This is a genomic window from Mariniflexile sp. (genome assembly GCF_052728615.1).
In genome coordinates this window covers 86,755-107,969 of record NZ_JBFVFE010000004.1, presented here as the reverse complement: position 1 = coordinate 107,969, position 21,215 = coordinate 86,755, and the positions used below count along the sequence as shown (strand labels likewise).

Sequence of the window (21,215 nt, the reverse complement as noted above, 5' to 3'; positions counted from 1 at the left end):
ATATAAATTACAAAAAATCAGATGAATAGCACTAAAAAAGATTTTTTTCGACGATTTACTGCCATTTTCAAATCATGTATTTAACAAATAATCTATATTCGTTTCTTCACAAAATTTGTTAATACAACCATTTATGGCTTCACTAAATCCGTTAAGCGGAACTTTGGGCTTACGCAGAGCTAAACATTTGTTTAGGACGAGACAACTGGCACAGCACTCGTTGCAAACGAGCGCTAGCCAAGGGGAAATCCATAGTTTTATATTGGCAGACTGAAAGTCTGCTTCGTGAAATAGCCGATAAAGTATAGGGGAAAAACACATAATTATTTGTGTTCCCGGTAGCCATCGGGACGTGGCTAAAACATTTATAGTAACTAAAGTAACTGCAATGAATCCCGATAGCTATCGGGAGCAGGGTTTTAACCTTTAACTTGATAATAAATACAGAAAGCCAATCTTCAAAAAACCTTAATTCAAACTCGCTAAACTCGCTTTTAACGTTTCAATTTTAGCCAAAGCATCCGCTTCCTTATTACGTTCGTTGGTAATAACCTGTTCGGGGGCACCAGCCACAAAACGCTCGTTTGAAAGTTTCTTTTGCACCGATTTTAAAAAGCCTTCTGTATAGTTTAATTCTTCGGTCAGTTTTTTAATTTCAGCATCAATATCAATGCTTCCTTCCATTGGAATAAAATACTCATTCGATTTTACCCTAAAAGTCAAAGCGCCTTCAACCGCTTCGTTCACATAATGGATACGTTCAAGATTACCTAACTTAATAATAATGTCATCAAACGTGGTGCCGGATTTTTCATTATTAATCACCGAAAACCCAACAGCATCTTTAAAAGCGATGTTCTTTTCTTTCCGAATGTTTCTAATACCAGAAATAACTTCCGAAGCAAATTCAAATTCATTGATCAACGTTTCATTTACAGATTTTGGTACTGGCCATTTAGAAATAATCAATGCTTCTTCTGGAGTTCTTTCAGCAATGTAATGCCAAATATCCTCGGTTAAAAACGGCATAAACGGATGCACAATTTTTAAGTTTTCTTCAAAAATGGCAATAACCGATTTATAGGTAACAGCATCCATAGGTTGTTGGTAGGCAGGTTTTACCATTTCCAATAACCAGCCACAAAAATCATCGTAAATTAATTTATAAATTGCCATTAAAGCATCGCTTAAACGGTATTTACTAAAATGGTCTTCAATCTCCACTAACGCTTTTTGGAACTTCGATTCGTACCATTCAATAGCTATTTTACTGGAGTTTGGTTGCGGAATAGCAGCATTAATTCCCCAACCATCAACCAAACGGTAGGCATTCCATATTTTGTTTCCAAAGCCTTTTCCTTGTTGGCACAGTGCCTCATCAAACATCAAATCATTGCCTGCGGCGCTACTTAAAAGCAAGCCAACGCGAACCCCGTCGGCACTGTATTCCTCAATCAGTTTTAAGGCATCGGGCGAGTTTCCTAAAGATTTACTCATTTTTCGGCGTTGCTTATCGCGAACCAATCCCGTTAAATACACATTATTAAAAGGTTTTTTACCTTTATACTCGTAACCTGCAATAATCATTCGTGCCACCCAAAAGAATAAAATATCGGGGCCTGTAACCAAATCGTTGGTTGGGTAGTAATATTTTATATCGGCGTTTTCAGGTTTTCTTATGCCATCAAATACACTCATAGGCCATAACCATGAACTGAACCAAGTGTCTAACGCATCGGTATCTTGACGCAAGTCGTTAATTGTTAATTGTTGGTTGTTGGTTTTTTGTTTAGCCAGTTTTAAAGCATCCTCTTCTGTTTCCGCAACTACAAAATCCTCTTTGCCATCACCATAATAGTACGCTGGAATTTGTTGCCCCCATAACAACTGGCGCGAAATATTCCAATCGCGAATGTTTTCCATCCAATGGCGGTAGGTGTTTTCAAACTTTTTTGGGAATAATTTGATTTCAGAATCTTCGCCCAATACCGCTTTAATGGCAGGCTTCACTAAATCTTCCATTTTTAAAAACCATTGATCACTTAATCGAGGTTCGATAACGGCTTTGGTTCTTTCGGAAGTTCCTACTTTATTGATATGGCTTTCGGTTTTAACCAAAACACCTTTATCTTCAAGTTCTTTTATAATTTCCTTTCTAACAACAAATCGGTCTTTGCCCTGATAATGCAACCCGAAACTGTTTAAACTGGCGTCCTCATTAAAAATATCAATAACCTCAAGGTTGTGTTTATCGCCTAAATTCTTATCATTTTCATCGTGGGCAGGCGTTACTTTTAAACAGCCTGTACCAAATTCTACATCCACATAATCGTCTTCAATAATAGGGATAACGCGATTGCAAATGGGCACCATCGCCTTTTTACCTTTTAAATGTGCAAAACGTTCATCGGTCGGGTTGATGCAAATAGCGGTGTCGCCAAAAATGGTTTCCGGGCGAGTGGTGGCAATGATTAAATCCTCACCCCGACCCTCTCCAAAGTAGAGGGAACCGTTAGTTTCTCCCCCTCCTTCGGAGGGGGCTGGGGGGAGGACCTTATACTTCAAGTAATACAAATTTCCTTGGCGTTCTTCATAAATCACTTCTTCATCAGAAAGTGTGGTTTTTGCTTCTGGATCCCAATTTACCATACGGTAACCGCGGTATATCAGGCCTTTGTTGAATAAATCGACAAATACTTTTATCACGGCTTCACTCATGTCGTCATCCATGGTGAATTTCGTCCGATCCCAATCACACGAACAGCCCAGTTTTTTAAGTTGCTCTAAAATAACACCACCATATTCGTGCGTCCAATCCCAAGCATGCTTTAAAAATTCCTCACGGTTTAAATTATTTTTGTCTATGCCCTGCTGCTTAAGCTTCGCAACTACTTTGGCCTCGGTAGCAATGGAAGCATGGTCGGTTCCAGGTACCCAACACGCATTTTTACCTTGTAAACGGGCACGACGTATCAATACATCTTGAATGGTATTGTTCAACATGTGCCCCATATGAAGTATGCCCGTAACGTTTGGCGGCGGAATCACAATGGTATATGGCTCTCTTTCATCGGGCTCTGAATGAAAGTAATTGTGTTTCATCCAGTAGTTGTACCATTTACGTTCTACTTGGTTGGCATCATATTTTGACGGCATGTGCATACTTTGGAATAGTTTTTGAATAATAAAGGGCTAAAGTACTTATATTTCTTTTTATGTGAAATGGGCATGGCTTAAAATGTCAATTTAAAAAGATGGTCCATGCGAATTGAATAGGGTACATAAGAATATAAAAACAAACGGATTGAACTATAACACAAATGCTTAAGAGTAATTTAACAATTTTTAAACACAATACTGAAAATCAATAGGTACTTTTGAAAAAGATCTATGTGTTAATAAATATGCGTTTCATCTATTATTTTTGCGTTTTGCAGAAAAAATAAGTATGTTTGGCATATCATGATGACCGAATTGTGGTCGTTATCAATTGCTGAAAAAGGCAAATATAAGTTAACAAAAACCAGGTCAATAAAAAATAAATCAATAAAAAAATGAAGAAAACAATTACAATTTTATTTATTGGATTAATAAGTTTATCCATAAATGCACAAGACAAAATAGCTAAAATCGATTTTAAATCGGATACAATAGACTATGGAACGATTGAAAAAGGCTCCAATGGTGTGCGTATTTTTGAATTCACCAACACCGGTGATGCCCCACTGATAATTTCAAATGTGACTTCTACCTGCGGGTGCACCATTCCTAAAAAACCAGATGGCCCAATTTTACCAGGAAAAACGGGCCAGATTGAAGTGAAATACGATACTAATAGAGTAAGCCCAATTAGAAAAACAATTACCGTTATTTCTAATGCCGATACGCCAACCGTAGCTTTGAAAATTAAAGGAGAGGTTATAGACTCCAACAGTACCAATGTTCTTGAAAAGAAAGAAAAAAGTATGGTCCAAAAATAAAAAAACAATCAACTCGTTTAAACTTTTTGGCCAATTGAAAAAGTTTAAATGAGTTCAATATGTTTTAAACAAAAAACCTAGGCTTACCGCTTAGGTTTTTTTATCTAAAACAATTCCAGTTCCATAAAAAGCATCATCATCTTGTATTGTAAAGGATCTTTTATTTACAATGCCCTTATCTTGCTCTTTTAAAAAACCTAGTACCGACATGCGCCGGTTATTTGCCACTTTTATAGTAACTGAACTTCACTTTACAGTATGGTAAAATTATAAGTGTCTTTTGGTTATCTACAACCCAAATCAGAAAAGACTCTATAAGAAAAAAGATCTAAAAAGATAGGTTTGGGCGATAGCTAGACTGGGTGGTTGGAAAGGATATGAAAACAAAAGACACCCAAGGATAATAACAACCCTATGGGTAGGACTGAAACATTTCAAAGCCGCAATGCAAGGGTGGACGATCCATAAACATGTGCCCATACGATAGGATAATTATCGGAACGAAACCTTTTCTTCAAGGCAAATAAATAAAGTATATCTAAAAATAAAATGGTTACAAATAATAAATCTTTAGGTGTAATTTCGTGTAAACTTTGAGCAACTTCGCATAATAGCTGTAACACTGAGACACACAAAGGTTCGCAAAGATAGAAATGAATGATTTGATTTTGATATGTTTGCCCAGACCTTTTCTTGTTTTTTTCAATATAAACAACCTTTCGTCCCAATAATTATCGGGAACGTTCTGGAAGACACTATTATAATTTTTGTCCTGTACTTAGTGATGTTTTTTTTAAAACTTTAAGATAATTTTCTCAACTTTGCGCCTAATAATTTTTAATAATGCCAACTATATCCAGAAAAGGGCTATCAATGCCTGAATCTCCTATTCGAAAATTAGTTCCTTATGCTGAAAAAGCCGCTGAGGACGGAAAATATATTTACTATCTAAACATTGGGCAACCGGACATAAAGACACCTGAAGTGGCCTTAAATGCCGTAAAAAACAATGATTTGGAAATACTGTCTTATTCCAGATCGGAAGGTTCTGATATCTACAGACAAAAACTGGCGGCATATTATAATAGGTTTGATATTAAGGTTTCTTATAAAGATATTGTTGTAACCACTGGTGCCAGTGAAGCACTGCTTTTTTTATTTAGCAGCATTATGGACCCATGTGATGAAGTTATCATTTCCGAACCTTTTTACGCTAATTACATCGCTTTTTCCACAGCTAATGGGGTTACGGTGGTGCCTGCTGTATGTACCATGGATAACAATTTTGGTTTACCTTCTGTTGAAGCTTTTGAACAATTGATTACTCCAAGAACCAAGGCGATATTAATATGCAACCCTGGAAACCCCACTGGTTATTTATATTCTAAGGCTGAAATAAAAAAATTAGCGGCGATAGCCATCAAGCATGATTTGTTTTTAATTGCCGATGAAGTCTATCGTGAATTTGTGTACGACGGAAACACCCATTATTCCATTATGCAGGTTGATGGCATTGACGAACATGCGGTTATAATTGATTCTGTATCAAAACGCTACAGCATGTGTGGTGCACGGGTGGGGTGTTTAGTATCCAAAAACAAAACCGTTATGAAAACGGTATTAAAGTTTGCGCAAGCACGTTTAAGTCCGCCCACATACGCACAAATTGCGAGCGAAGCAGCTTTAGATACGCCACAAAGTTATTTTGACGATGTGATTGCGGAGTATGCTGAACGACGCAATACGTTGATACATGAACTGCAAAAAATTGAAGGCATTAAAGTGGCAAAACCAAAAGGGGCATTTTATTGTATTGTAGAATTGCCCATAAAAAACACCGACCATTTTGCGCAATGGCTTTTAGAAGATTTTGAGGTAAATGGCGAAACGGTTATGGTTGCTCCTGCCGGCGGGTTTTATTCCACGCCCGGTTTGGGTTTAAACCAAATTCGCATTGCGTATGTGCTCAATAAAGAAAGCTTGGTTAAAGCGGTCCATATTTTAAAAGAAGCCCTTAAAGTTTATAAAGACTAGTTTTTTTAAATAAAATAACTGTAAATTTTTATTTATTTTTAAGGCTGTCCGATTACTGCAATATGGATTGTTATCGTGATAGATTGTAGTTATGCACAAGCTGAAAAAACAACTCGAAGGGAAAAATCATTCCCGAGAAACGACTTAGAATTACATTCGTTAATCGTTATTCATAAATCTTTTATCATCCAAACACCGCACGAATAATGCCCGGTGTTTCCTAAAGCACCCTCTAAATGCTTAAAACCGAAACTTTCATAAATATGGACAGCCGCTTTAAGTTGTGGTGCCGACTCTAAATAGCATTGCTTGTAACCTAGCTCTTTTGCAGCATCCAAGCATTTTTTAAAAAGCAGTTTGCCATAACCCTTGCCTCTAACTTTAGGCGAAAAATACATTTTCTGTATCTCGCAAACATCCGCTTCAAAATGCCTTAAAGGCTTAACGCCTCCTCCACCTAAAATGTCACCATCGGCATCAATTACAAAATACACCTCATTATCGTTTTGATAGGATTCATACATCTGTGGCGTTTCCTTATCTGCATAGGCCGTACCTTCCAAAGGAATTTTAAATTCATGGAAACACGCCCTGATGACCTGTTCTAAGGGCGCATTATCGTTGGGTTCAATTTTCCGAATCACTATCCTATCTTTACTCACTTTAAAATGTTAATTTTGTGTCCATGTTTATCGGGATGAAGATACATTAAATCTAAAAAAAACAGAAATGAAACGCATTATAATCTTATCAACAATATTATTTGCTTTTTTAAATTGCTCGGTAATTGAAAAGCCGGAATTTGTTGGTGTTGAAAACATAAAAGTACTGGAATCCACTTCAGCGTACATCACATTCACTGCCGATGCCTTGTTTATAAACCCGAATATTATTAGAGGTAAATTGCAAACCGATGACATAAAAGTGTATATAAACGATCGGGAAATGGCTAAAGTTTCAGTCGAAAGTTTCAATGTGCCCGCTAAAAAAGAATTTTCCATTCCGTTAAAAGCCCAGGTACCCACCGACAGTGTTTTTAATGATAATAATTTGAGTGGTTTAATAGGAACCTTTTTGACCAAAAAATTGAAAGTGCAGTACAAAGGAGACATAAACTATAAGATTTTAGGGTTTTCACACATTTATGCTGTGGATGAAACTGAAGATGTGAAAATAAAATAATACGGGTTGACAGTTCACGAAACATATATAAAACGTTGTTTGGAAATTGCTAAAAACGGTTTAGGAAATACCAGACCTAATCCCATGGTGGGCAGTGTTATTGTTTACAAAAACCAAATTATTGGCGAAGGATACACCAGTGCCTATGGTGGCAACCATGCCGAAGTAAATGCCGTTAATTCGGTAAAGGACAAAACGCTTTTAAAAGGATCCACTCTATATGTGACTTTGGAACCTTGCTCCCATTTTGGAAAAACCCCACCTTGCAGCGACTTAATAATTAAACACCAAATACCAAATGTGGTTATTGGTTGTATTGATGACAACCCGCAAGTGGCAGGAAAAGGTATTGACAAACTGAAAAGTGCCGGTTGCAATGTAACCGTAGGCGTTTTAGAAAATGAATGTAAAGCACACCACAAACGTTTTTTTACGTTCCATAACAAAAAGCGCCCTTATATTATATTAAAATGGGCTGAAACCACTGATGGTTTTATCGCACCTGAAACTAAAAACGAACAAAAACCCGTTTGGATAACCAATGCATATTCCAGACAATTGGTACATAAATGGCGTGCCGAAGAGCAAGCTATTTTAGTGGGCACCCATACGGTTTTACAAGACAACCCCAGTTTAACGGTAAGGGATTGGACTGGGGAAAACCCTATTCGAATAGCTATGGATAGAAAAGCTGGACTTTCTACGGATTATACTATTTTTAATGAAGAAGCCAAAACTATCATTGTTTCTGAAAATGACATAGATTTTTCTAAAAATGTAGCCCAACAAATATGTGATGTCCTTTTTAAAAACAACATCAATTCAGTTATAGTTGAAGGAGGCGCAAAAACTTTACAAACTTTTATTGATGAAAATATTTGGGACCAAGCCCGCGTGTTTACAGGAAATTCCTCATTTAAAAAGGGCGTGAAAGCACCCGAATTTTCAGGGACATTGATTTCCGAAAAAAACATTTTAAGCGACATTCTAAAAATATACAAAAATGATTAAAACCATAATATTCGACTTTGGCAATGTATTTATCAATTTAGATATTGAAGGTGCCATTCAACACACTTTCAACGCATTTAAAATGGATGCCCTTTCGGAAGAAATGGTGGCGTTTAACAGTTTTTATGAACAGGGCTTGATTTCAACGGAAGAATTTATTGAATTCTATACTGAAAATTTCCCCGATATTCCTGAAGAAGAACTGAAAACTATCTGGAATGTCATGCTGAAAGATTTCCCTGAACATCGGTTGGACTTTTTAAAACAGTTAAAAGCCACATCAAAATACAAACTCATACTTTTAAGCAATACCAACGAACTTCATATAGATTGGGTAAAACAGCACATTGCATTTTATGACGAGTTTAAAAACTGTTTTGATGAATTTTATTTATCGCACGAAATCAATTTAAGAAAACCAAATCGGGATATATTCGACTTTGTTTTAAAAGAAAATAATCTGGTTGCCAACGAATGTCTTTTTATTGACGACAATAAAGATAATTGCAAAACCGCTGCACAATTGGGCATTGAAACATGGCATATCTATCCTGAAACAGAAGATGTTTCCAATCTTTTCAAAATCAAATCTGGGTTATTTTAATTTATTTGACGGAAGAAGACACATACAAAACCATTGAAGTTGCCACGGAAGGCATTATATTCAAAGAAAAAAATAGCAAATTTTTTGGTTTTGCCTATCCTGTATTGAATGAAGATGATGTAAAATTTCACTTAGAAACCTTAAAAAAAGAACATCATGCCGCACGACATTGGTGTTATGCTTACCAACTAGGAACCGAAACTATTAGCTACCGCGCTAATGATGATGGCGAACCGAACAACTCTGCGGGTTTGCCCATTTACGGTCAAATACAGTCGTTTCAAGTTACCAATATTTTAATCGTGGTGGTTCGCTATTTTGGCGGTGTTAAATTGGGTGTTGGCGGCTTGATAAGTGCTTATAAAACCACCGCACAATTAACGTTGGAAGCATCAAAAATCATAAAGAAAACCATCAACAAAGACTTTCTTATCGTTTTCGATTATAAAAACATGAACACCGCCATGCGGATCATTAAGGAGAAAAACCTAAATATTACCAATCAAAAACTGGAACTGGATTGTGAAATAACCATTTCGGTCCGGAAAAAAGAGGCAGATGCCGTTTTTGAAATTTTTAATCATCTATTTGAAATCGACATCAAAGAAATTTAGACTACTTCTTAATAAGGTCCAAAATATATTGGGGCGCCTTCACCGGCCGATTTGTTTTCATATCAATAAACACCAAAGTGGTACTTGCAACGGTTAACAATTCCCCTTTTTCGTTGGTAATTTCATAGTTGAATTCAATCTTGGCTGTGGGCATATTTTTTAGTTGCGTTTTTACATTAATTACATCGTCATAAACCGCTGATTTTTTATAGTTTATACTCAAGGAAATTACTGGAAGCATGATGCCATTCTCTTCCATGGTTTTATAAGAAATCCCCAGTTTCCGTAACCACTCGATACGCCCCATTTCAAGATATAACGGGTAATTTCCGTGATACACCACGCCCATTTGGTCGGTTTCCCCATATCTCACTCTTATTTGTATTTCGTCGATTTTCATAAGGTTAATTAAATAATTTTTTGTAGCTTCGGCAATGTGTTAAACATGGGCATTTTTTTCTTAAAAATCAATAGAAAATGATTTTTTTTTTAAGAAATTTGTTCACATATTTGCCAAACAAAAAGGGGGAGTAAGAGAATCTGATTTTCTTTCACAAAGCTAACTAACAAAACCGCTAGAATTAAAAAAATGGGTATAACTGCGCAATCGGTATGGAATAACTGTCTTGAATTTATAAAGGATAATATTCAGCCGCAAGCATATAAAACGTGGTTTGAGCCCATACTTGCCGTTAAACTTACCGATAACGCATTGAGCATTCAAGTACCAAGTAAATTCTTTTACGAATGGCTTGAAGAACACTACGTGAAAATTCTGAAAGTATCACTTACAAAAGAGCTAGGAGAGAGCGCCAAACTTGTTTACATTATTAAAATGGAAAACACGTATGGCAACAAACAACCGTTTACCGAGAAAATCCCGAGTTCTAACAGAACTGCCATGAAATCCCAGGAAGTGGACGTTCCTCTAAACAATAAAAGTCCGGAATTACGCAATCCGTTCGTCATTCCCGGCATTAGAAATGTAAAGATTGAATCGCAACTGAACCCTAATTATAGTTTTGAAAACTTCTTAGAAGGCGATTCCAACCGTTTGGCACGTAGTGCCGGTTTAGCGGTTGCAGCAAAACCAGGAGGCACCTCGTTCAATCCATTACTGATTTTTGGGGGTGTTGGTTTGGGCAAAACCCATTTAGCGCATGCCATTGGTGTTGACATTAAAGATAAATACCCAGAAAAAACAGTCTTATATATTTCGGCCGAAAAATTTACCCAACAATATATTGACTCTGTTAAGAAGAACAATAGAAATGACTTTATCCATTTTTATCAAATTATAGATGTGCTGATTATTGACGATGTACAATTCCTTTCCGGAAAAACGGGAACGCAGGATGTATTCTTCCACATATTCAACCATTTGCACCAAAATGGCAAACAAGTTATTTTAACCAGTGATAAAGCACCCGTTGATATGCAGGATATTGAGCAACGCTTATTATCTCGTTTTAAATGGGGACTTTCTGCTGAATTGCAAACACCGGATTTTGAAACGCGTGTTTCAATTTTGAAAAACAAATTGTATCGTGACGGTGTTGAAATGCCCAATGATATTGTTGAGTATGTCGCCAAACATATTAAATCGAACGTTAGGGAATTGGAAGGTGCTATTATTTCACTCATTGCACAGTCGTCTTTCAACAAAAAAGAAATTACCCTTGATTTAGCCAGAATCATCGTTGAAAAATTCGTTAAAAACACAAAACGCGAAGTTTCCATTGATTACATCCAAAAAATAGTCTCTGACTATTTCCAAATGGATGTTGACACCTTACAATCAAAAACCAGAAAACGCCATATAGTCCAAGCACGCCAATTGGCCATGTTTTTTGCTAAAAAATTCACGAAGGCTTCTTTAGCTAGCATTGGTTCCCAAATAGGAAAACGCGACCACGCCACCGTATTGCACGCTTGCAAAACGGTAGATAATTTATCTTCTACCGATAAGCAATTTAAAAAATACGTAGAAGATATCACCAAAAAACTCTCCGTTTAAATTCATTAAAATGACTAAAATTCTGATGGTATGTCTAGGCAATATTTGTCGCTCACCATTGGCAGAGGGTATTTTAAAATCGAAATTATCAAGTGCTGCTTTTTTTGTGGATTCCGCAGGTACTGGTGATTATCATATTGGTAAAAAACCCGATAGCCGTTCCATAGCCGTAGCTAAAAAACATGGTTTAGATATTTCAAATTTAAAAGGACGCCAATTTAGCGTGTCCGATTTTGATGCCTTCGATGTTATTTATGCCATGGATGAATCAAACTATAGAAATATCATTACCCTAGCAAGAAACGAAGAGGATAAAGCTAAAGTGAACTTCATTTTAAATGAAATTTATCCCGATCAAAATCAGAATGTTCCCGACCCATATTATGGTGGAAACGATGGCTTTGAAAATGTTTATAACATGTTGGATGAGGCATGTGATGCTATTTCCAAAAAGTTAAACCCTTAATTTTTTATCAAAAAATAGCTGCTTGTTTATTAACTTTACATAAAAAGCTGCACTATGAAACTACTACTCTTTACGATTATCTTTATAGGCTTTCCTTATTCATTTTTTTCGCAAACCATTGAAATTCAAAATTTCGCAACTGGTTTTTCCCAGCCGGTAGAGATTGTCAATGCAGGTGACAATAGACTTTTTGTTGTCGAAAAAACTGGTGTTATTAAAATAGTCAACAACAATGGCACTATCAACCCAACACCCTTTTTAGATATTAGCGCTCTAGTTGGCTCTGGTGGTGAACGCGGCTTGTTAGGATTAGCCTTTGCACCAGATTATTCAACATCAGGTAGATTTTATGTAAATTATACCGATAATTCGAGTACTACACAGCCCAAAACCATTATTGCCAGATATACCGTTAGTGCTAACCAAGATGCAGCGAATACCTCTGGAACAATATTGCTTACATACCAACAACCTTTTAGTAACCATAATGGAGGGAAACTAGCTTTCGGGCAAGACGGTTTATTGTATATAGGTTCGGGTGATGGTGGTAGCGGTGGGGACCCAGGCGACAGAGCACAAGCCCCAACTACCCTTTTAGGAAAAATTTTGCGCATAGATGTTAGCGGCGCCAATTATAGCATCCCCCCAACAAATCCTTATTCAGGTTCTGCCAATGGTGCAAACGACCCACGTCCGGAAATCTATGCCATAGGCTTAAGAAATCCTTGGAAATTTTCCTTTGATAAAACCAATGGCGATTTGTGGATTGCCGATGTTGGTCAAGACAACTATGAAGAAATTAATAAAATAAGTGTTGCAAACGGGGCTGTTAACAACTTTGGCTGGCGTTGTTTTGAGGGCAATAACCATATTTTCAATACAACAGGCAACTGCAGTTCAGTAAACTTCAATAACACGGTTGCTCCCGTGGCGGAATATGCGCACGTAGGAAATGGGTGTTCGGGCGCCATAACAGGAGGATATTTGTATAGAGGCTCTGCATATAGCGGTTTTATAGGAAAGTATTTTTTTGCAGACTATTGTAAGCAGACCATTGGAGTTTTAACCGATAGTGGAGCTGGTTGGTCGCTCGCTTTGCAAACTCCAAACATTACTGAAGGTTGGACTACTTTTGGAGAAGATGTTAATGGTGAAATTTATATTGCTGGTGGATCTACGGTCTATAAAATTGTGGACGCCAATTTAAGTGTGGACACAAATGAGGTTTTTAGTTTCAAACTATACCCAAACCCTTCAAAGGAGCATGTAGCTATATATTTAGGAGTAAGGTTTAATGAAGTAGAATCTATTTCCGTGTATAATATTCAAGGTCAAAAAATTCAAGATATTTTAAAACCCAATCAGGAAACCATGACTATTTCAACTCAGGGTTTTAGAAGCGGTTTGTATCTTCTGGAAATAAATCTTAATAGCAACTTAAAAGCTGTAAAAAAACTTATTGTTAATTAATTAAATGAAGATCCCATTCGGTAAATTATACCTTATCCCAACCACATTAGGCGACAACGAACCTTTAGAAGTGTTGCCTATTACGGTAAAACAAATCATAGACGGTACAGATACTTTTATTGTTGAAAACGATAAAACAGCACGCCATTTTATAAAACGGATTTCACCCGAAAAATCGCAACCTTCATTAAAAATGTTCCATTTAAACAAATTTACGGAGCCCAGTGATTTACCCAGTTTTTTAGAGCCTTGTTTAAAAGGAACCAATGTAGGACTCTTATCTGAAGCGGGATGCCCCGGAGTGGCCGATCCAGGTGCGGATATTGTTAAAATAGCCCATCAAAAAAACATCAAGGTCGTGCCTTTGGTGGGGCCTTCATCTATTTTAATGGCGTTGATGGGTTCGGGCATGAATGGTCAAAGTTTTGCATTCAATGGGTATTTACCCATAGACAAAGACGAGCGAAAAGCCGAACTGAAACGTTTGGAACGCCTCTCTTTTGAACATAACCAATCGCAAATATTTATTGAAACCCCTTATAGAAACAATAAAATGCTTGAAGATTTAAGCTCTGTTTTAGACCTAAATACACAAATTTGTGTTGCTTGCGATATCACTTTACCAACAGAATTTATAAAAACACAAGCTGCCCACGTGTGGAAAAAAAATAGTGTAGACCTTCATAAAAGACCTACTATATTCATTATTCATAAAAATATTTAATTAACCCCTTTTACCTTCATTTTCAATGTGTAAACTGAGGTTCGAGCTGTAATAAAAAGCACATTTCTTTTTTTACCACCAAAACAAACATTTGAGGGTTTTTCAGGAACTTCTATTTCTTTGATCAATGCGCCTTTAGCATTATAAACCCAAACTTTTCCTGAAGTAAGATATACATTTCCTTTAGTATCGATAGTCATACCGTCACTACCATGGGGCGCGAAAAAGGTTTTATTTGCTAAAGTCCCATCGTCTTGAATAGTGTATTTCCATATTTTATTGTCCCCAATATCGGCGACATATAAGGTCTTTCCATCTGGTGTCCCAATAATACCATTAGGTTTTACAAAATCGGAAATGACCCGTGTTACTTTACCTAACGGACTTAATAAATAAACCCCTTGTACGTCTTGGACCTCTTTATGGTCATCATGCCACCAAGTTCGGTGATAATAAGGATCGGTAAAATAAATGGTTCCATTTGGGGCAATCCATAAATCGTTAGGGGCATTCAAATGTTTCCCTTCAAAGTCTTGAAAAACAACGTTTATTTTTTTGTTTTCATCAAAGTAAACGAGTTGGTTATTTTCATCGGCACAAGCGAACAACTGCCCTTTTTTATTGAAATACATCCCGTTGGACCGTTTAGTTTCTTCCAAATAAAGGGAAATACCCTTTTTTTCATCCCAAACATGAATCTTATCATTGGGCTGGTCGGTAAAATAAACACGTCCGTCATTTGCCACAGCGGGTCCTTCAGTAAAAAGAAAACCAGTTCCTGCCATTTCAACTTGGGCATTTTTTTTAACTATATCAATGGTATTTTGACTATATATGGATGGCATGGAAAATAGGATAACTAATAGAAAATAGACCGTGTTTTGGATTTTCATGGAAATATAATTTCAAATTAAAAGTTTAAAAATACACATAAAAGATGTATATTAAAATGCTATTATAGATTTCCAATAGTTTTTTGAATAATGAATGGATGTTTTAACAAAAACACTATTACCAATATTTGATTTTTCAACTACTAAATATGTGATAACCCTAATTTAAAATTGTTATTTTAATTTTTTTATAAAATTCTTGGTCCCTCTTAAATTTTTAATAATTGGTCGTCAGTTATTTATAAATTAGAGTTTATAATAAGCATATCCATTCCAATTAAAAACACGTAATTTGCATCCTGTTAAAACCCGCATTTAAATGGCTTTAAAAATTGTAATTTCACATAAAACATTATATAAATACGATCGTCCTGTTTCGCTTTCCCCACATATTTTCAGATTGCGCCCTGCACCACATAGCAGAACGCCCATTGAAGCCTATTCGATAAAAATCAAACCTGAAAACCAGTTTTTCAACTGGCAACAGGATCCTTTTGGGAACTATTTGGCGCGTTTGATTTTTCCTGAAAAAACCACAGAACTATCTATTGATGTTGAAATTATTGCCGACTTAAAAACCATCAATCCTTTTGATTTTTTTGTTGAGGAATACGCCGAGGAATATCCTTTCACATATGAAGAAACGACCAAAAAAGAGCTTCTGCCCTATTTGGAAATTACGGATAATGGGAAATTATTACAGGATTTTATCAAAACCATTGATTATACGCCGAGAAAAACCATTTATTTTTTAATTGATATCAACAGAAAAATATATGAGTATTTAAATTACAACATCCGTATGGAACCTGGTGTGCAAAGCTGTGATGAAACGCTGGAACAAAAAAATGGCTCTTGCAGGGATTATGCGTGGTTATTTGTTCAGGTTTTGCGCCATTTAGGGTTTGGTGCGCGTTTTGTTTCGGGTTATTTAGTGCAATTAAAATCTGATGAAAAATCATTGGACGGTCCGTCGGGTCCTGAAGAAGATTTTACCGATTTACATGCATGGGCGGAAGTGTATTTACCCGGTGCTGGTTGGATAGGTTTTGATGCGACTTCTGGTTTATTGGCGGGCGAAGGACATATTCCTTTGGCTTGTACGCCCTCTTTTGAAAGTGCTGCCCCTGTTTCGGGAATGAGCGATGTTTGTGAAACGGAATTCTTTTTTGAAAATTCCGTAAAGCGCATCTTTGAATCGCCACGGGTTACAAAACCGTACACCGAAGAGCAATGGGACGCTATTTACAAACTCGGATTTAAAGTTGAGAAACAACTGCAAAAAGGCGATGTAAGATTGACTATGGGTGGTGAACCCACCTTTGTTTCCATTGATGACATGGAGTCACCCGAATGGAATACAGATGCTGATGGCCCACATAAACGGGAATTGGCTAAAAACCTATCGGCTAAATTGTATGATGAATTTGGTGCAGGTGGCGTATTGCACCAAGCACAAGGCAAATGGTATCCTGGGGAACCGCTACCCCGCTGGTCTATTGAAATTTGCTGGCGAAAAGACGGTAAACCTATTTGGCGCAACAAGGAACTTTTGTCTTTATTTTCAAATAATCCCATCATACCCGAAAATACCGATAAAAAATTCTTGGAAACATTGACCAAGTATTTAGGTGTTACCAATAAATACATTATCCCTACCTACGAGGATGCTTTTTATTTTATGTGGGAAGAAGGAAAATTGCCCATTGATGTCGATCCCACCAAAGAGGATGGCGCATTGTTGGTCAAAAATAAATTAAAGGAAATTCTTAACGATGGAAAATCCAAGGCTATTGGGTACGTTTTGCCTTTAAACAACTCACAAGATAGATGGTACACCAGCGATTGGAATTTTAGAAGAAACCATTTGTTCTTAATTCCCGGAAATTCCCCTATAGGATTACGATTGCCGTTGGATTCCCTAATTAAAAAACCGGAACACGAAGAATTCCCAAAGTTTGAACCCGATAATTTTTCAAAAAAGAAAAAACTTCCTAGCTTTAAAAATAAAGTTGCCAAGCGTGTGGAAGAAATAAATGAGCGTGGTATTACTGAAAACCCATTCAACTATTTTATTAGAACCGCATTATGTGCAGAAATTAGGGATGGAAAATTATACTTGTTTTTACCGCCATTGGATTCTGCCGAGATATTTTTGGATTTAGTGGCATCCATAGAAGCTACTGCCATCGAATTGAATATTCCTGTTATTTTAGAGGGTTACGACCCTCCTAAAGATCCTCGACTGGAATCTTTAAAAGTAACTCCAGATCCGGGGGTTATTGAAGTGAATGTGCATCCTGCTAAAAACTGGGAAGAACTCACACACAATACCTTAAACTTATACAAATTAGCCAAGGAATCGCGTTTAGGCACCGAAAAGTTCATGCTCGATGGAAAACACACCGGTACTGGCGGCGGAAACCACGTGACTTTAGGAGGCAGTTCGCCAGCTGATAGTCCGTTGCTGCGCCAACCGAGTTTATTGCGGAGTTTATTGACGTTTTGGCAACACCATCCTGGGCTTTCCTATTTATTTTCTGGCGCTTTTATCGGGGCTACCAGTCAAGCACCTCGAATAGATGAGGCTCGCATGGAAAATTTATATGAACTTGAAATTGCATTCAGCCAAATTCCTGAAGATGGCGAAGTGCCTTTTTGGTTAACCGACCGTTTATTTCGTCATTTACTTACCGATTTAACAGGAAACACTCACCGTGCGGAATTCTGTATAGATAAATTATATTCCCCTGATTCCTCTTCTGGACGGTTAGGGATTCTGGAATTGCGCGCTTTTGATATGCCACCGCATCCACAAATGAGCTTAATGCAAAACTTGTTGGTTAGAACCTTGGTCGCTTGGTTTTGGAATAAACCGTATGAGCATAATTTAGTGCGTTGGGGCACCGAACTACATGATAAATTTTTGATTGAACACTATGTTCGGGAAGATATTAAAGACATTGTGGAGCAATTAAATAAAGCGGGCTACAAATTTAAGGAAGACTGGTTCAATCCGTTTTTCGAGTTCAGATTCCCGTTACATGGCATGGTAACCATTAACAATATGCATTTGGAGTTACGTGCTGCCATTGAACCTTGGAATGTTTTAGGGGAAGAAATGGCCGGTGGCGGTACTGCCAGATATGTTGATTCTTCTTTGGAACGTGTTCAAGTGAAACTGAACAATTTTGTTGATGAACGCTATGTTTTAACGTGCAATGGTGTTAAAGTTCAATTGAACAATACGGGTGTTAAGGGCGAATATGTTGCCGGAATCCGTTATAAAGCTTGGAATCCGCACTCCTCCTTACATCCAACCATTGGTGTTGATACGCCTTTGGTTTTTGATATTATTGATACTTGGAACAAACGTTCCATTGGTGGTTGCACGTACTTTGTGGCGCATCCTGGTGGACGCTCTTATGAAACGTATCCTGTTAATAGTTATGAAGCGGAGTCCAGAAGAATCAATCGTTTTTGGGAACAGGGCCATACACAAGGTGAAGTTACTGATGTTGAAAAAATAGCGCAAAACGATAACAAATCAGTCAAAAATGTTCAGAAATTGGAAAGCTCCAAAAAATTTACTTATAAAGAATTACCAATTAATTTCGAATTTCCTTATACCTTAGATTTAAGAAAAAAATAATTGAGACCATACATGCTGCTTGATAAGAATATTCTATTTAAAAATTATTTTTCCGATTTTAAGAATTATGATGAAGTTCTAAAATCCAATATGTCCATTAACCCTAATTGGGAAAAGGTTTTAAATAATCTTACACAAATGGGCACCGAAACCTTAATCTCAAAGCAAAATGAGATGGATTGGTTGATGGACGAAAACGGGGTGACTTATAATGTTTACAACGACCCGAAAGGGATGCACCGCGCTTGGGAATTAAATATTGTACCCTTCATAATTCATCAAAAAGAATGGGACACTGTTGAAAAAGGAATAAAACAACGTGCCGAATTATTAAACCTTATTTTAAAGGATATTTATGGCAAGCGCGAACTGATAAAAAATGGCATCATTCCACCAGAGGTTATTTATGCGCATCGTGGTTTTTTAAGACAATGTGACCAAATTCAGTATAAAACTGCAAAAAATTTATTGATCCATTCAGCCGATTTAGCACGTGGTCCCGATGGCAGAATGTGGGTGGTTAACGATAGAACGCAAGCCCCGTCCGGTATGGGCTATGCTTTGGAAAACAGGTATTCAACAAGCCGAATCCTTCCTAGTATTTTTAAGGACATCAACGTAAAACAACCTTCTGGTTTCTTTTACGATTTTAACCAAATGCTTATTGAGGCAGCTCCACAAAATAAGGAAAACCCAACCATTGTCATACTCACACCGGGGCCATTAAACGAAACTTATTTTGAGCATGCTTATATGTCCTCGTTTTTGGGTTATCCGCTGGTAAACGGAAACGATTTGGTAGTCCGTAATGGTAAGCTTTGGATGAAATCCTTAAAAGAATTGAAGCAAGTGGATGTTATTTTAAGACGTGTGGATGATGTGTTTATGGATCCCTTGGAACTGCGCGAAGACTCCTATTTAGGCGTTGCCGGTTTACTCGATGTGGTAAGGCAACAAAACGTTACCATTGTAAACCCCATTGGTAGTGGGGTGCTGGAAAATTCGGGATTGATTCCTTTTATGAATGCTATTTGTAAATACTTTTTTAAGGATGACTTGATTTTACCACAAATCGCTTCTTGGTGGTGCGGACAGGAAAAGGAAAGAAACCATGTATTGGATAATCTGTCCAGTTTAGTGGTCAAGCGTATAGACCGTTCCAATAGGGAAAGCATTTTTTTCTGCGAATTTTTAAATGCCACCCAAATTGAAAAGTTAAAAAAAGAAATTCAATCCAGCCCCTATAGTTTTGTTGCGCAAGAAAAAATATCATTTTCCACAGCCCCCGATTTTGTAAAGGATACGTTAGAACCACGCAAAGTGATGTGCCGAACCTTTGCCATTGCTAAAAAAGACAGCTATAAAGTGATGCCCGGTGGTTTGGTTCGGGTTGCTGCGGAACGCGAAAATTTATTTGTCTCTAACCAACGTGGTGGCGTGAGTAAGGATTTTTGGATTGTTACGGACGAACAACAGACCAACATTCAAAACTATGCTTGGAACAATTCAAGTAAAACAGCCATTGCCAACATCAACGATTTACCCAGTAATACGGCTGAAAACCTATTTTGGTCTGGAAGATATTTGGGCAGAGCCTTGGTAACCGCCCGATTTATTCGCACTGTACTCAACAGAATGGGTAATGTTCAATATAACGAACGGAAATCCGATTCTGAAAGTTTAGAGATTCTATTTCAATCGCTTACCAATATTACTTCTACCTTTCCCGGGTTTGTTGGGGAAGGAAGTGAAGATCTTTTAAAAAATCCTTTAAAGGAAATCATCTCATTGATTGTTGATAGGGATCGTGTGGGAAGTTTTGCCCAAACCATGTCTAGCTTTAATAACTCTTATTATTCATTAAGGAATTTATGGTCCAAAGACATGTGGCGTGTTTTTGACACGATTCAAAAATTATGGGAAAAATTTCAAGAAGATAAAAACTACACCATTTCTACGTTAACAAAATTACTGGATCGCATCATTACGCGCCTTATTGCGTTTATGGGACTTATTGAAGAAAGTATTTTAGTAGAACAAGGCTTGCTCTTATATTTTATTGGGTTGCAAACCGAACAAGCCATGATGAACATCGCCAAATGCCGATCGCTTTTAGCCATTAATTATAACGAGCAAACGCAATATGAAATTTTAGAATCGTTGCTAACCAGCCATGAAAGCCTTAATATTTACAGATACAGTTACCGTTCGTATCTGAATATTGAAAACGTGATCAATTTGGTTTTATTGGATAAGGATTTTCCGAAATCACTTTGCTACCAACTAAGAAGGGTACAAAAGGATATTGACCGACTGCCGCATTCTGAGGTTACAGGAAAAGCTACGGAATGTCAAATTTTTATATCTGAAGCCAATTTTAGAATCCGAAGTTTGAATTCGGAATCGCTTTTAGAATTGGATGAAGACGGTGTTGTGAGACAAAGATTAGATGATGTACTTGCAGAGTTAAGTGATTTGCTTCATGAAACCTCTATGGCAATTTCCGATACGTATTTCAATCATGCTTACCAACAAACACAATTGGTCAATCAAAACTTTCCGCAATAA

16 protein-coding genes are annotated in these 21,215 nt (G+C 37.1%); 12 read left to right on the top strand and 4 right to left on the bottom strand.

From position 1 onward, the window contains the following. Positions 1-468 precede the first annotated feature (468 nt). Positions 469-3,162 (bottom strand): valine--tRNA ligase, encoded by a 2,694-nt coding sequence (locus ACU1LP_RS03260; RefSeq protein WP_445735551.1) that lies wholly within the window; start codon positions 3,160-3,162, stop codon positions 469-471. A gap of 392 nt (positions 3,163-3,554) precedes the next feature. Between ACU1LP_RS03260 and ACU1LP_RS03255 the strand changes: the two genes are divergently transcribed. Then, a complete protein-coding gene (locus ACU1LP_RS03255; protein WP_445735550.1) occupies positions 3,555-3,980 on the top strand; it encodes a DUF1573 domain-containing protein in 426 nt (141 codons plus the stop codon). Positions 3,981-4,823: 843 nt separating this feature from the next. Then, a complete protein-coding gene (locus ACU1LP_RS03250; RefSeq protein WP_445735549.1) occupies positions 4,824-6,014 on the top strand; it encodes a pyridoxal phosphate-dependent aminotransferase in 1,191 nt (396 codons plus the stop codon). A 170-nt stretch (positions 6,015-6,184) separates the two neighbouring features. Here ACU1LP_RS03250 and ACU1LP_RS03245 read toward each other — a convergent pair whose 3' ends face one another. Continuing rightward, the gene (locus ACU1LP_RS03245) at positions 6,185-6,676 is read right to left on the bottom strand and encodes a GNAT family N-acetyltransferase (RefSeq protein WP_445735548.1); all 492 of its coding nucleotides are present in this window, start codon (positions 6,674-6,676) and stop codon (positions 6,185-6,187) included. 67 nt (positions 6,677-6,743) lie between these two features. On the opposite strand from ACU1LP_RS03245, the gene ACU1LP_RS03240 reads away from it, so the two are divergent. The 4 genes from ACU1LP_RS03240 to ACU1LP_RS03225 are packed head-to-tail and all read left to right on the top strand — an operon-like array spanning position 6,744 to position 9,425. After that, positions 6,744-7,196 (top strand): LEA type 2 family protein, encoded by a 453-nt coding sequence (locus tag ACU1LP_RS03240; RefSeq protein ID WP_445735547.1) that lies wholly within the window; start codon positions 6,744-6,746, stop codon positions 7,194-7,196. Positions 7,197-7,202: 6 nt separating this feature from the next. Continuing rightward, on the top strand, positions 7,203-8,207 hold the full coding sequence (gene ribD, locus ACU1LP_RS03235) for a bifunctional diaminohydroxyphosphoribosylaminopyrimidine deaminase/5-amino-6-(5-phosphoribosylamino)uracil reductase RibD (protein WP_445735546.1): 1,005 nt from the start codon (positions 7,203-7,205) through the stop codon (positions 8,205-8,207). After that, entirely contained in the window at positions 8,200-8,811 is a 612-nt protein-coding gene (locus ACU1LP_RS03230) for an HAD family hydrolase (protein ID WP_445735545.1), read from the top strand. Before ribD ends, ACU1LP_RS03230 begins: the two co-directional genes overlap by 8 nt. A gap of 5 nt (positions 8,812-8,816) precedes the next feature. Beyond that, positions 8,817-9,425, top strand: coding sequence for an IMPACT family protein (locus ACU1LP_RS03225; RefSeq protein ID WP_445735544.1), 609 nt, complete (start codon positions 8,817-8,819; stop codon positions 9,423-9,425). Between the two features lies 1 nt (position 9,426). Here ACU1LP_RS03225 and ACU1LP_RS03220 read toward each other — a convergent pair whose 3' ends face one another. After that, positions 9,427-9,825, bottom strand: coding sequence for an acyl-CoA thioesterase (locus tag ACU1LP_RS03220; RefSeq protein WP_445735543.1), 399 nt, complete (start codon positions 9,823-9,825; stop codon positions 9,427-9,429). A gap of 189 nt (positions 9,826-10,014) precedes the next feature. On the opposite strand from ACU1LP_RS03220, the gene dnaA reads away from it, so the two are divergent. From dnaA to ACU1LP_RS03200, 4 genes are read left to right on the top strand one after another with little or no spacing between them, the layout of a single operon-like run. Continuing rightward, positions 10,015-11,442 (top strand): chromosomal replication initiator protein DnaA, encoded by a 1,428-nt coding sequence (dnaA, locus tag ACU1LP_RS03215; RefSeq protein ID WP_445735542.1) that lies wholly within the window; start codon positions 10,015-10,017, stop codon positions 11,440-11,442. A gap of 10 nt (positions 11,443-11,452) precedes the next feature. Next, positions 11,453-11,908, top strand: a complete 456-nt coding sequence (locus tag ACU1LP_RS03210) for a low molecular weight protein-tyrosine-phosphatase (RefSeq protein ID WP_445735541.1) — start codon at positions 11,453-11,455, stop codon at positions 11,906-11,908. 54 nt (positions 11,909-11,962) lie between these two features. Further along, positions 11,963-13,378, top strand: a complete 1,416-nt coding sequence (locus ACU1LP_RS03205; protein WP_445735540.1) for a PQQ-dependent sugar dehydrogenase — start codon at positions 11,963-11,965, stop codon at positions 13,376-13,378. A 4-nt stretch (positions 13,379-13,382) separates the two neighbouring features. Beyond that, complete coding sequence (locus tag ACU1LP_RS03200; protein ID WP_445733866.1) at positions 13,383-14,102, top strand: SAM-dependent methyltransferase; 720 nt, start codon at positions 13,383-13,385, stop codon at positions 14,100-14,102. Here the strand turns inward: ACU1LP_RS03200 and ACU1LP_RS03195 are convergent. Next, entirely contained in the window at positions 14,099-14,995 is an 897-nt protein-coding gene (locus tag ACU1LP_RS03195) for an SMP-30/gluconolactonase/LRE family protein (RefSeq protein ID WP_445733865.1), read from the bottom strand. The genes ACU1LP_RS03200 and ACU1LP_RS03195 overlap by 4 nt on opposite strands. Before the next feature lie 319 nt (positions 14,996-15,314). Here ACU1LP_RS03195 and ACU1LP_RS03190 point away from each other — a divergent pair, with 319 nt between their 5' ends. Together ACU1LP_RS03190 and ACU1LP_RS03185 are read left to right on the top strand one after the other, a co-directional pair. After that, positions 15,315-18,647 (top strand): transglutaminase family protein, encoded by a 3,333-nt coding sequence (locus ACU1LP_RS03190; protein ID WP_445735539.1) that lies wholly within the window; start codon positions 15,315-15,317, stop codon positions 18,645-18,647. 12 nt (positions 18,648-18,659) lie between these two features. After that, a complete protein-coding gene (locus ACU1LP_RS03185) occupies positions 18,660-21,215 on the top strand; it encodes a circularly permuted type 2 ATP-grasp protein (protein ID WP_445735538.1) in 2,556 nt (851 codons plus the stop codon).